At 48.0% G+C, this 13439-nt stretch carries 9 protein-coding genes and 2 riboswitches; of the genes, 8 read left to right on the top strand and 1 reads right to left on the bottom strand.

Annotation, left to right across the window (positions count from 1 at the left end):
- Positions 1–16: 16 nt before the first annotated feature.
- A protein-coding gene (locus tag ACVB80_RS23545; RefSeq protein ID WP_481081072.1) for an IS3 family transposase occupies positions 17–1128 on the bottom strand; the annotation gives its coding sequence in 2 pieces (ribosomal slippage) (positions 17–876 and positions 876–1128; 1113 coding nt in all).
- Between the two features lie 740 nt (positions 1129–1868).
- On the opposite strand from ACVB80_RS23545, the gene ACVB80_RS23540 reads away from it, so the two are divergent.
- The 8 genes from ACVB80_RS23540 to ACVB80_RS23505 all read left to right on the top strand — a co-directional run bounded on the left by ACVB80_RS23540 (position 1869) and on the right by ACVB80_RS23505 (position 13401).
- The gene (locus ACVB80_RS23540) at positions 1869–6146 is read left to right on the top strand and encodes a toxin VasX (RefSeq protein ID WP_481083723.1); all 4278 of its coding nucleotides are present in this window, start codon (positions 1869–1871) and stop codon (positions 6144–6146) included.
- On the top strand, positions 6143–6871 hold the full coding sequence (locus tag ACVB80_RS23535) for a hypothetical protein (protein ID WP_481083722.1): 729 nt from the start codon (positions 6143–6145) through the stop codon (positions 6869–6871). Before ACVB80_RS23540 ends, ACVB80_RS23535 begins: the two co-directional genes overlap by 4 nt.
- 260 nt (positions 6872–7131) lie before the next feature.
- Entirely contained in the window at positions 7132–7860 is a 729-nt protein-coding gene (locus ACVB80_RS23530) for a hypothetical protein (protein WP_481083721.1), read from the top strand.
- Between the two features lie 260 nt (positions 7861–8120).
- Complete coding sequence (locus ACVB80_RS23525; RefSeq protein WP_481083720.1) at positions 8121–8849, top strand: hypothetical protein; 729 nt, start codon at positions 8121–8123, stop codon at positions 8847–8849.
- Between the two features lie 218 nt (positions 8850–9067).
- Complete coding sequence (locus tag ACVB80_RS23520) at positions 9068–9988, top strand: alpha/beta hydrolase (protein ID WP_481083719.1); 921 nt, start codon at positions 9068–9070, stop codon at positions 9986–9988.
- 269 nt (positions 9989–10257) lie between these two features.
- Complete coding sequence (locus tag ACVB80_RS23515; RefSeq protein WP_481083718.1) at positions 10258–10731, top strand: GNAT family N-acetyltransferase; 474 nt, start codon at positions 10258–10260, stop codon at positions 10729–10731.
- 242 nt (positions 10732–10973) lie between these two features.
- Positions 10974–11312, top strand: coding sequence for a cytosolic protein (locus ACVB80_RS23510; protein WP_481083717.1), 339 nt, complete (start codon positions 10974–10976; stop codon positions 11310–11312).
- A 437-nt stretch (positions 11313–11749) separates the two neighbouring features.
- Positions 11750–11834: riboswitch (glycine riboswitch) on the top strand.
- A 2-nt stretch (positions 11835–11836) separates the two neighbouring features.
- A riboswitch (glycine riboswitch) is annotated at positions 11837–11923 on the top strand.
- A 101-nt stretch (positions 11924–12024) separates the two neighbouring features.
- Entirely contained in the window at positions 12025–13401 is a 1377-nt protein-coding gene (locus tag ACVB80_RS23505) for an alanine/glycine:cation symporter family protein (RefSeq protein ID WP_481083716.1), read from the top strand.
- The last annotated feature ends 38 nt before the right edge of the window (positions 13402–13439 follow it).

The following is a 13439-nucleotide window of genomic DNA, read 5'->3' as shown; positions in this document are numbered from 1 at the left end:
TGTAACCCTCCCTGTTTTAGTGGCATTCTAAATTAGAGGTTTTCCTGTTTTCATGCCTTGCTAAATACTCCCAGGGAGTCAGATCATTCAGTGATTCATGAGGGCGTTCATCGTTGTACTCCCTCATCCAGTTTTCCGTCAGTTCCCGGACTTCACTCAGTGTTTTGAACACATACATGTCCAGAACTTCTGTCCGGTACGTCCGGTTAAAACGCTCGATATACGAGTTTTCTGTGGGCTTTCCTGGCCGAATGAACTCAAGTTCCACCTTGTTTTTTTCTGCCCATTCAGCCAAAGCGGTTGAGATAAACTCTGGCCCATTGTCCATTCGCAGTTTTCCGGGATAGCCTCTCCAGGCAATGATACGTTCGAGAACCCGTATCACCCGTGGAGCGGGCAGATTCAGGTCCACTTCAATCGCGAGTACTTCACGGTTGAAGTCATCCACGACATTGAATGTGCGAAAGCGTCTGCCACAGTTCAGTGAGTCACTCATAAAGTCGATAGACCAACAGCTGTTGACCCAGTCCGGGCATATCAGGGGCGCGGGCTCGCGCTTGGGTAAGCGTTTTTTGCCCTTGCGGCGCATGTTCAGTTTCAGAGAACAGTAAACACGATGAACCCGTTTATGGTTCCATGCATGCCCCCAACGCCTGAGCACGGCAAATACCTTGCCAAATCCGTATGCAGGATACCGCTCAGTTACTTCCTGAAGTTTGGCTATCACCTCATCATCCCGGTGAGGATCTGGCCGGTAGCGATATACCGAATCACTGATGCCAACTGCGCGGCAGGCCATTCTCAGGCTGGTTTGGAACTGTTTGCGAACATAATCGACCAGTTCCCGTTTAACCGCTGGCTTTAGAGCTTTTTTTCCAGAATGTCTTTGACAATGCGATGCTCAAGGCTGAGATCAGCAAACATCTGTTTGAGCCTTCGATTCTCATCTTCAAGCTCTTTCAGGCGTTTCACATCCGATGCTTCCATACCACCATACTTGGATTTCCAGTTGTAGTAAGTCGCATCAGAGATGCCATATTCACGGCAAACTTCATTGACCTTTCGGCCTGCTTCCACTTCCTTGAGGATCCTGACGATTTGTGTCTCTGTGTAGCGTGATTTCTTCATCATGCGTTCTCCGTTTGTTTCAGTGTAAACGGAAAAGCTCTAATTACTAGTGACCAGTTTTTTGGGGAGGGTTACACTACCACAAAGAATATAATAAGCTCTATGATTTTGTTGCTGACGCCAAAGATGAATCAAAAGTTGAAGTAGCTCGTTCTATTCGCCCTATTTTAGAAGCACACCTGCGCTTCTTATACCCTCGAGAGTTTAACGAAGGTGTTTGGTTAGGTAATATGATTACGATAATTCGAGATGAGACAGATCCTAGTAGTCACTTCTTCGATACACACAATCAGATAAGCCAAATCACTAAAATTAATGAATTTTCTAAGGCGTTTCATCATGCAGATGGTTTTGATACTAAGATTCAAAGCTTAGATCTACAAACCGTTCAATCATACGCTCAAGAAACGCTACAATTCGTTACTGGTATTTAAAAAGACTCCTCAAGAAGCTCTGCCTTATAGGTAGAGTTTTTCTGTATTAGGTTTTCTCATAGTGCAGTACAGCGGCCGTAACAAGGTTTGGGGCACAAATGAGCCAGCCCAAAAGCAGACTGATCCACATGCTCACTGGGGTTGGCTTTTTTTGTACGATCTGGTCTCTTCTCAGAGGCAGCATGGAAAAGCGTTAAGATTCGCCCTTCAATTCCGTCATTTCAACTGCTCATTCCGGCACACTGTCGGTCAGGTTTTTGGTAAAATAGCCTAATAATCAAACACTAAATAAAAAACAGGTTAGGTATGAAGAAGACGCCCTGGTCACCGGACAAAATCAAAGAAGGCATTCTGAAACCCAAGTATCGCAACGCTTACTACCCCAGTTTTCACGAAGAGACGGCAACACCCCGTCCGGCTCCACCTCCGGCGGAACCAACAGAGCAAGAGCCAGCCCTGGCGTATACCATCGAGTTTGCCTGCCCGGAGCCGCTGTTCAAAAAAGCCGTGAAGCCGTATTTACAAACGACGCTTAAAGCAACGGATGCCGAGCCTGCGGTTAAGTCGTGGCAGTCGAGCCCTTGTCAGAAGCATACCTACTGCACTAGTCCGGTGAGGGAAGACGAAAGTAAAATGCTCTGTGCCGGCTGGCGCGGAGTAAGTTCAAGCCTGTTTAACTTTGAAGCCGTTACTCCGCACGAAAAAGAAAAAGTTACCATCTCAGAAGCCTTCATACCTGTCCGCCCTGCCGTACAATTGGGCCAGCAGTTAGGCCTGCCAACCGAAGGTTATCTCTACCATTTTCTGGATGGAAAGCTGCTTCATGAATACCGCTGGGCAGGTGGTACTCAGCCCCGGTTTGAACTTACCAACAGCATGGCAGGAGCGATGGATCCCTCAGGTGCAGAAGCTCAGCCTGTCGATTTCATTCTTGCGCTCTGGCAACGGGGTGGACAGACCATCACTGATCAGTACCTGCTCTTTAGCGAAGAAGCAATGGATAATCAGGCGATAGATGCCGTGGACAGTGCGTTTCTGGACGAACACGGCGTAAAGCTGGATATGGCCGAACTCGTCGCGCTTACGCAGGGAAAAAGCAGCCGTAAACAGTATGTGGTGGCAGAAGGTGACACCATCGAATCCATTGCAGAAAGCCAGGGGATAGCTTCAGAAGCACTACTGGACCTTAATCCCTACTGGAAAAACAGTAACGTGCCGCCCGGGAGCGGCAGTGTAGTTTATCTTGAGGCGGTTAAGACGTTTAACCATGCCTCTGATGTCGGCTATCCGGTCAGTTCCATGTTGCTGGGAAAAGGGCTTCTGTCTATGGGAGATCTCAGCACTCAGACTGCGTTCCCGGTTGTGCGGGTAGCCACATCCAAGCAGGGCGCTTTTGCCGCACTGACGCCGGTGCGCTATGCGGTAGATGACATCAAACCAGAAACCTTAACCGAAGAAGTGGCCGAAGGCTTAAATCCAATAGACGCCATCAAAGCCTTCCCCGGCGGGGTTTTCCGTTCTGATAAAGTGCCATACACACTGCGTCAGTTACGTGATGGCTGGTTGTATACCCTGCATCAGGAACCGGGCTCTGATGAATGGCTGCTGGAAGAGTATCAGGTAAAAGGTGGAGAACTGCACCGCTTTGAAGGGAAAACTGCCGCAGAGCGCAGGGAGGCAGAGCCGCTGAAGGCAAAATCTCACCTGCTTTACCGTACCGGTTCCCCGTATTTTATCGGCTATTCCGCCAGACGCTGGACTGATCGTATCGCGGATTTCTACACCGGGAATGAGCAGGCCCGAAAAGCGTGGCTGAGGGATGTGAATACCGGGGAGCATATCTCAGGTATCAGTCACATTGAAGAGTGTGTAGCTGATGCCGGAGAGGTTGACCTCGCTGCCTTTGACTGGAGCTGTGCAGCCAAAGCGGTAGAGGAAAATATTGAGCACGGCCTGGTATCGCTGCTGCTTCGCCGTACGGCCCACGAATACGGTTATCAGGTACCGGCTCTGACTGACCACGCTTTTATTGCACTTGATGATCCGATGGCCGACCTGACCGATCTCAGCCTCAGGCTTTCCCGGTCGGTGGTTCCGCTGCTTTCTGATCCGGAGGATGAACGTAAAACCGTGGTGGCTAAGCTTATCCGTGATCTAGTGCGGATATCGCTGCCGCCAGACAGCATGAACAAACTTAAACCAGAAGAGTGGATCGATACAGAGCGTGATATTGATACCTGCCTTGAGTATCACTATTACCAGCACCAGTTGAGTAAAGCCAAAGGCCCGGGAGCAGAAGCCAAAGCCGCTATTTGGGCAGAGGCCGAAGCGACCGTGGCCGCCTACCCCGCCGCTAAAGCACGCCTCGAAGCCAAAGGCATTCAACCGTCGTTACTCGAGCAGCGCCTTAACGAGTATGTTGAGCGGCGCAAAGCGCACCAACAGGTCAACTGGGAAGCGCTGGATGATTTCTGTAAAGCTCAGATAGCTGACCAGGCGGCGTCCTGCCTGGGAATAGAGCGTGATGCGCCACTGCTTATCGGGGCAATTAAGCAGGCAGGCACAAACCCGTTACGCCTCGGTATTGACATCGGGGAGCATGACCATCTTCTGTCACTGACTGAGTTGATGGACTTCATTTTCAATGATCTGGAAATCAGTGCTCAGTATAACGAACGTCTGAAAGAAAGCGTCACTGAGCTACTGACCAGTCCCGATAACCTGCTCGGGTTGGGTTCCAGCTTCTTCTCATCGGAGATATACGCGAAAGCCGACGAGCTGACCGCTGATGTGGATATTCTTAAGGAAGCAAATGGGAACTCTGTCGCGTTTGGAGGCGCGCTGGGCGCTTTGCTGGATATTTTTGGATTTGAAGGTCCGAAATCCGGCCTGTTTGAGGCCACACACAGTCTGCTTTTGCCGGTAGATACCATCATCAACAACGCTATTGCGGCCGTTAAAGCGCAGGGAGACAAGGCCACTTACCCGGTTCATAAGTTCCTTTTCGGAATAAGTAACTGGCTGATCAAAACAAAGGGCCGCAGCGCCCAAAGTAACCATGCACTGGCGGTCTGGGCACAGATTCAGTTACGGGAAGGAAAAGTCGTACTGAATACGGAGCTGCCTGCACAACGGCAAGTTGCCCACGGGGCCTATCACCGTCTGGTGATGGAGGCGGCCAGCTCACGGGAAGCAATGACCCATTTACCGGTGGGCTCTGAGGAGCATATCCGGCTCGCCCGCTCCCTGAAACCACTGGAAAAACAGATTGCTTCATATATAGATAGCACTCCTCTGTTGGTCAAAAGCTATAAAGACAGTGTTGTTGGCCAGAAACTGTTTTCTGATTTCAGCAAAAACCTGCACGCTAAATGGGACGGCATCGGGGGGATGGACTTTGTCGTGGCCTCACTCAATACGATCAACGTACTCAATCAGATGATGCTCCTGCGGGAAATCGTGGATACCTGCCCGTACCCGGACGCACGAAACCAGGAACTGACCGTGCAATACAGTGTAGCGTGGCTGGTGAATCAAACTGGGTCGGTGGTAAAAGGAGTAGCGTTAAATAAGCTATCAAAGGCAGAGTCTAGTTTGATGCAGGCTTCCCTTCAACAACTCAAAACGTCATCTTCATCAGGTATCGGCAAACCCGCAGTTAAACTGGCCGAAAAGTACGTCACCAGCTCATTAATCGCCGGGATGGGCGGCGTGATCGCCGTGGGTCTGGAAGGATGGCAGACCCTGGAGGACTTCCATAAGTCTAAGGAACGTTCAGAGAAAGCTTTTCTAGGACTGAAAGGGGTAGCTTTGGGAGCTCAGGGAATTGGTTGGGGCGGAGTACTCTTCCAGGCGCTACGTGCCCGTTTTTCCGGGCTGGCAATTGGCGGTTTGCTTAACGGCTGGATGCTGGCGTTTAATTTCTGGGGGGCCGCTTTCTATCTCGCCGCCACCATACTACTGATAGCAACAAAAAAAACACCAATGGAACAATGGTTAAGGCGCTCTGTTTGGGGCAAAGAGCCTGACAGGGCACAGACGGCAAAAGAGGAATACCTGAGCCTGATGGCACTGATGAATAAACCATTCCTGGAGAGTAAAGTGCTCAGCAAAAAGGTGCGCGGCCCGGTCACATCTACAACTACCGAGGTGATTGTAGATATTCAGCAGACCATGACACTGACCCTGCCCAATACTTACCCGGGTGAGCATATCGGCATAGCCATTGGTACCGGCCCGGATCTGGCTCACAGCCACTCGGTGATTGTGTCCAGTCTGCCTGAAGATAAATGGGGATGGAAGAAAGATACCAGTGAACCGACTCTGCACCACCTCTATCTGGAATTACCTGCGCCACTGATAACCCGGATCGGTTATGGTGTGGGAGTGATACATCAGGATCTTATCGATATTTTTGTCTGCCGGGAAAACAGTAACCCGTTTGAGAGTGAGCATACGGATGGCTGGGATAACTTCTACCAGTCCCGCTGTAAAGCCGGTTCCCCTGAGAGCAAAGACATGGCAGAATTATCAACCAAATCATTGATTAACCACGCTATAGTTCAATTGGAGGTACCGGAATGATGTCCGTCCCGCTAAACAATCTGCCGGAGCTGACCGAGGCGTTTAAACAGCAACAGCAGCAGGCGGTGCTTGATGCCTCAGTACTGCATGAATTTGAGATAGTTAAAGAGAAGCCTACTGATTACCCAATGATAGCAATGCAAGTATCAGTGGCTATGCTTCTCTTTTATTTCTTTGGGTTACAGGGGCCTTGGCCAGTTTTTGTAATGGTCACTTTTCTGGTGGGAACTGGTGGGTTATATCTGTATTATGCAATGGATCCCGATATCCAGCAGAAGATGACGATCACCGAAAAAGGGATCATTGTCAGCAATTTAGAGCTGGTTCCGGATGCCTGTTACACCGCGATGCGCTACTCGGGCTATGCCGGGGTCGCCATTGCTTTGGCAGCGGTGGTGGTAATAGGGCCAATGGCCTTTGTGGGTGCCGGAGCGGGCGTATTGATGGCGTTCAAGATGACTGGAGCAGTGAGACGGCCTAAAGTTGAAGTCACGCCTTTTTTACAAGGCGTGCCGTATCTTGATTTAAAAGGAATAACTCCGTTTAAACATGGGGTTACTACTTATTTTTTAAGACCGGATATCAACTATGAAGAGCTAAACGAAGAGCAACGCATCTTTGCTTCAAACTTCTGTAGTACTGTATTTCATGCCGACGAAGGAGATCATGCGGCTCTAATAAGTTCGCTGAATAAGATAGTCAGAACCCGCTCAATGGACTTCTGATTGCTCACTGCAACATACCCCGCCGACTTGTGTCGTGGGCTTAATAAAGGCCCATGACCATCAGAACGGAATTTGTAGTTCGGACAGTAAATTAGGCCGACTTTCAACCTCTGCGGGCCACACCATTATTGTAGCTGCTGCCCGTCATTTCCCCCGTTAGCAGGCCCAACCCAAAAATCACTCGCTGAGAGCAAAGACATGGCAGAATTATCAACCAAATCATTGATTAACCACGCTATAGTTCAACTGGAGGTACCGGAATGATGTCCGTCCCGCTAAACAACCTGCCGGAGCTGACCGAGGAGTTTAAACAAGAACAGCAGCAGGCAGTACTGGATGCCCAAGTACTGTATGAATTTGAGATCATCAAAGAAGAATTTACCAACTATTTAGCCATTGGCATGGGACTATGTGCAGCTTTGCTAATATTCTATTGGGCTGGTTCGAGCGGTGATTGGCTACTGGTGTTAATCGCCCTATTTATGGTAGTGCCCTTGGCTGTTTATCTTTATTACGCAGGTGACCCCGATATCCAGCAGAAGGTGACGATCACCGAAAAAGGGATCATTGTCAGCAATTTAGAGCTGGTTCCGGATGCCTGTTACACCGCAATGCGCTACTCAGGCTACGCTGGGGTCGCGATTGCTTTGGCAGCGGTGGTGGTGATAGGGCCAATGGCCTTTGTGGGTGCCGGAGCGGGCATATTGATGGCGTTCAAGATGACCGGAGCGGTGAGACGGCCTAAAGTTGAAGTCACGCCTTTTTTACAAGGCGTGCCGTATCTTGATTTAAAAGGAATAACTCCGTTTAAACATGGGGTTACTACTTATTTTTTAAAACCGGATATCAACTATGAAGAGCTAAACGAAGAGCAACGCATCTTTGCTTCAAACTTTTGTAGTACTGTATTTCATGCCGACGAAGGAGATCATGCGGCTCTAATAAGTTCGCTGAATAAGATAGTCAGAACCCGCTCAATGGACTTCTGATTGCTCACTGCAGTATACCCCGCCGACTTGTGTCGTGGGCTTAATAAAGGCCCATGACCATCAGAACGGAATTTGTAGTTTGGACAGTAAATTAGGACGACTTTCAACCTCTGCGGGCCACACCATTATTGTAGCTGCTGCCCGTCATTTCCCCCGTTAGCACGCCCAACCCAAAAATCACTCGCTGAGAGCAAAGACATGGCAAAATTAGCAACCAAGTCATTGATTAACCATGCGATAGTCCAACTGGAGGTACCGGAATGATGTCCATCCCGCTAAACAGCCTGCCGGAGCTGACCGAAGAGTTTAAACAGCAACAACAGCAGGCGGTGCTTGATGCCTCAGTACTGCATGAATTTGAGATAGTTAAAGAGAAGCCTACTGATTACCCAATGATAGCAATGCAAGTATCAGTGGCTATGCTTCTCTTTTATTTCTTTGGGTTACAGGGGCCTTGGCCAGTTTTTGCAATGGTCACTTTTCTGGTGGGAACCGGTGGGTTATATCTGTATTACGCAATGGATCCCGATATCCAGCAGAAGGTCACGCTCACCGAAAAAGGGATCATTGTCAGCAACTTAGAGCTGGTTCCGGATGCCTGTTACACCGCAATGCGTTATTCGGGCTATGCCGGGATCGCCATCGCTTTGGCGGCAGTGGTGGTGATAGGGCCAATGGCCTTTGTGGGGGCCGGAGCAGGCGTGTTGATGGCGTTTAAGATGACCGGATCGGTTAGGCGACCTAAAATTGACGTTGTGCCTTTTTTGCAAGATGCACCTTATTTTTATAGAAAAGGTATAACTCCTTTTAAGCATGGAGTATCAACCTATTTTATCAAACCCGACCTTAATTATGAGGAGCTAAGTTCGGAGCAGAGAAACATCATATCTACTTTTTTTGTGTCCGCATATGAAGCCAATGAAGAAGAACATGCGGCTTTGATCAGCGTGCTGAATTCAATAATTCAAACCCGTCAGGTTGAGTATTAACAGGCCCGTTTTGTAAGCGCCACCTGTTGTCATGAGCTTAGCGGATAACAACAGGTGGCGAACCGCGATTCCATCGCCCACGCCTCACTACACCCTCCCCCCCCCCTCTGAGATAACTATGGCGAACAGTCATTTTATAAAATTGACAGCCACAGCGTAATACTGTATTTATATACAGCATTACAGACCAATCATAATGAGTAACAGGAGCGTCTTTAGTGGTAAATCTTAGTTTGGAGAAGGGTATAAAAGAGCTTGTCGAAGGTTTTATCAAGGCTGGATGCCCTTCTGTCAGAAATCAGTCTATTGCTGAGCGGCGACAAGGTTATTTGGACAGTGTCTCTCTTGCCGGGGAAAGCGAGTCTGTGTATCAGGTGAGAGAGATAGAGATTGATGGTGCAGCGCTTCGCATCTATAAACCGTCTGCTGAAAAAAAACTACCTGTGGCAATATATTTTCATGGTGGTTGTTTTGTTAGTGGTGGGTTCGATACCCATGATCAACAGCTCAGAAAATTGGCTAATGTTGCTGGTGCAATTGTCATAGCAGTGAAGTACCGATTAGCTCCTGAGTATACTTATCCAGCGGCACACGATGATGCATATAACTCAACTTTAATTATACGTGACTACTGTGCTGAGTGGGGCGGTGACCCAAATAATATAAGTCTTGTCGGAGATAGCGCAGGAGGTCACTTATGTCTCATAACATCTTTACGATTGAAAGAAAATTCTGATTGGCAACCAACAAAGCAGATTCTTATTTATCCTATGTTAGATGCGACCGCTTCGAGTCAAAGCTATGAGGATAATGGTAAGCACTACATCATTACCAAAGATACCCTGGTAACTGGGTATGAAATGTACTTCAGCGAAGTATCGCGAGAGCATCCTGAGGCAAGCCCTCTGTATTACGCTGATTTTTCGGGCCTTCCAGAAACTCATATCCTTACTGCGGAATTTGACCCTTTAGTTGATGAAGGTGAACTTCTATATCACAAGTTACTGGATGCAGGAGTTGAAACTCAGTGCAGAAGGTATTTAGGCGTAACTCACGGCTTTTTTCAGCTCTCAGGCATAAGCTATGCAGCTAAGGAGTCCATTAATCATGTTGCGACTATTATCAAGTCCAATACTTGAGCATTACGTCAAACCTGACTGGCTTTCCTCGCTGAAAAGTCGGCTTACAAGACAGAAGTCGTTCAGCACAAGATTTCAGAGAACAGATATTCAAATGCTAACAACTTCAGGTTCATTATACTGTGAAGGAAAATGGGAACAATTAATCCGAGATACATTGTTCCCTGTCTAAAAACCATATACATGAAAATGAACATTTACGATCCTAACTCATTGATATAGAATACTATATTCAACATATCTTGAACATAACAACAGAGAGAAGGCTCATGACGATTCTTCGCCAAATGACGGAAGAAGAGTACCCTGCATACTGTGAGTATTTCATCGCCGATTACAGCCAGGAAATTGTACAAAACTATGGATACTCGATGGAAAAGGCGATTGAGTTGGCGAAGAATGATTTACGCAACAGTTTTCCTGACGGAGTAGAAAGCAAAGGCCACTCGTTACTCTGCATCGAAGCGTTAATTGATGGCATACCACAAGTTGTGGGCTATTTATGGCACTCCATTAGTCATCAAAATCATTCAACATTTATCTATGATTTTTATATATCAGATAAATATCGCGGCCAGGGTTTGGGTAAGGAAGCAATAGCCCTGTTAGATGAACAACTTCTGTTGGTTGACATCAATGAAGTCAAACTAAGGGTTGCCTATCACAATAAGAGAGCACTTAAGTTATACCAGGAATCAGGATTCGCCATTACTGGCTATAACATGTCTAAGCAACTCACTTGAACACTCATTCCGGCATTTCCTGATACAAATATTATTTTTACGCAATTTTGGGCGTTTTCTTTCACGGCCTCTCCGGTGGCAGTCAGGATGAACTGATACGCCGCCGGACAAAAACGTATTTCAAGTTAGCCTGGTAAATGTCCGGAAATGGCACAGATTTATCGCCTTTAGCAACTAATTCTCTACTATGTTCTCCCCTGATAGTGATAAGATCTCCCCCATCAGAATTACCGAGGATCTCTATGTTTATCCATCATGTTAACGGCATCGACTGGCTGGTGATTACAGCTTTTGAAGAACTGAAACCTATATTTATCGAAGATGCCGGTGCGATCCCCTCTTGCTTCTCTACCGCCAGCGAGTTGAGCCTGATTGATCAAGCCAGGCGCACTTATGGGTATTTGCCTGCACTCAGCGGCGTAATTACCGATACCGGCACTTTTCAAAGCCAGGATAACGAAGAAGATTTGAACCCACAGCTCGCCTGCCTGGTTGAGGGGCGTGGTCGGGTGTTTATCTATCACGGCGGCTTTGTGGCTTTTGTGGATGACGAACAAACCTTTATTACCCGAATGGACTGAAAACTATTCAGTAAGTTGAAATCGGCGAATTGGTATCCCTGGCAAAGAGCAGTTTCACCAAAACAGACAGAACCAGTTTAGGCTCCCAGCTCCGGCATAATTACCAGCCGTATTTCTTTGTTATTTAGATTAATTTGACTATTGTGCGCTCCAATCACACCTCCTCTGACTCCCCCTCGGGGAGGGGGAGAACTGGTTGATTTCTCGTTGAACCTGCTCTGGTAATCATGCCACTTTTCCGTGTTATTGCTCATTTCATCGCCAACATTGAAAAAATATAGCTTTATATGTGCTGAAGCCCCCCTCTCCTTCCGATTTTCCTTCCATACATTTGATTAAAATCAAGTTGATTTCTTCAAAAATCGTGATAGAGTTCACCCATCAATAGCTTAGTGTTATTGATTAACAGAAGCCCAATTCTTGGGCATTTGTTCCGATGAAGATGTACAGGAGAGAGATATACCCTCGAGTATATCCGCCGAAGATTTAATTATTTCAGGCAAAGTGGACTGTCATTGGAGGAACCTCTGGAGAGAACCGTTAAATCGGTCGCCGAAGGAGCAAGTTCGCTGCACAGCAGCGGGTGAAACTCTCAGGCAAAAGGACAGAGGAGTGAAAGGCAACAATAACAACTCATTTTCTTGAGCCCATTTTTGGATCTCTGATCCGCCCTTTCTCTCTTCTCCTTATGTTGTTTTTTTAAGGGGAAATCATGGAAAACCTATACTCACTGCTACAAACCGTCGACAACCTGGTCTGGGGTCCACCACTTCTGATCCTGCTTGTTGGTACCGGTGTCTACTTTACTTTTCGTCTGAACATTCTTCAGTTCCGTCACCTGCCTACTGCGCTGAAACTGGTCTTTGGTAAAGATAAGAACAATCAGAGCGAAGGCGATGTTTCTGCATTTGCCGCGCTGTGTACTGCGCTTTCCGCCACTATCGGTACCGGTAACATCGTTGGTGTTGCTACCGCTATCAAACTGGGTGGTCCGGGTGCACTGTTCTGGATGTGGCTGGCGGCGCTGTTTGGTATGGCAACCAAATACGCAGAGTGTCTGCTGGCGGTGAAATACCGCAAAGTGGATGACAAAGGTCAGATGCTGGGTGGCCCTATGTTCTACCTTGAGCATGGCGTTGGTTCTAAATTTCTGGCAGTGATGTTTGCTGTCTTCGCTCTGGGTGTAGCCTGCTTCGGTATCGGTACTTTCCCGCAGGTAAACGCTATTCTGGATGCCAGCTATCTGTCATTTGGTGTATCGCGTGAAATTGCGGCAGTGGTACTGACCTCTCTGGTCGCTGTTGTAACCCTGGGTGGTATCAAGTCTATCGCTAAAGTAGCCGGTAAAGTGGTTCCTACCATGGCGCTGTTCTACATCCTGGCATGTGTGAGCGTACTGGTAATGAACGCAGACAAACTACTGGACGCGGTAAGCCTGGTTCTGACCAGCGCATTTACCAATACTGCGGCAACCGGTGGTTTTGTGGGCGCAAGCATTATGCTGGCGATTCAGTCTGGTATCGCACGAGGTGTATTCTCGAACGAGTCTGGTCTGGGTAGTGCGCCGATGGCCGCTGCAGCAGCCAAGACTGACTCCTGCGTTAAACAGGGCCTGATCTCAATGACAGGTACCTTCTTCGATACCATCATCATCTGTACTATGACGGGCCTGACTCTGATCCTGACCGGTGCATGGCAGGGTGATCTGGCCGGTGCTGAAATGACCACTTACGCGTTCGCGGTTGGTCTTAACTCTCAGTCTGTCGGTCCTATGATGGTTTCAGTTGGTCTGATGTTCTTCGCGTTTACGACTATCCTGGGCTGGAACTACTACGGTGAGCGCTGCGTGGTTTACCTGATGGGTACCAAAGCCGTTCTGCCATACAAAATTATCTTTGTTGCGCTGATCGCATCGGGAGCGTTCCTGAAACTGGATATGATCTGGCTGATTGCTGACATCGTAAACGGTCTGATGGCAATTCCGAACCTGATTGGTCTGATTGCACTGCGCAGTGTCGTGATTGAGGAAACCAAGCGTTTTTTTGATATCGACTCCTGCGAAGGAGTTCAGAAAGCCGTTGAAGCCTGATATTTGAGCTAATAAGAAAAGCCGCGACATTGTTCGCG

It is taken from the genome of Vibrio sp. 9-16B-A1 (assembly GCF_056726165.1).
This window is presented reverse-complemented; position numbering and strand designations above follow the sequence as displayed.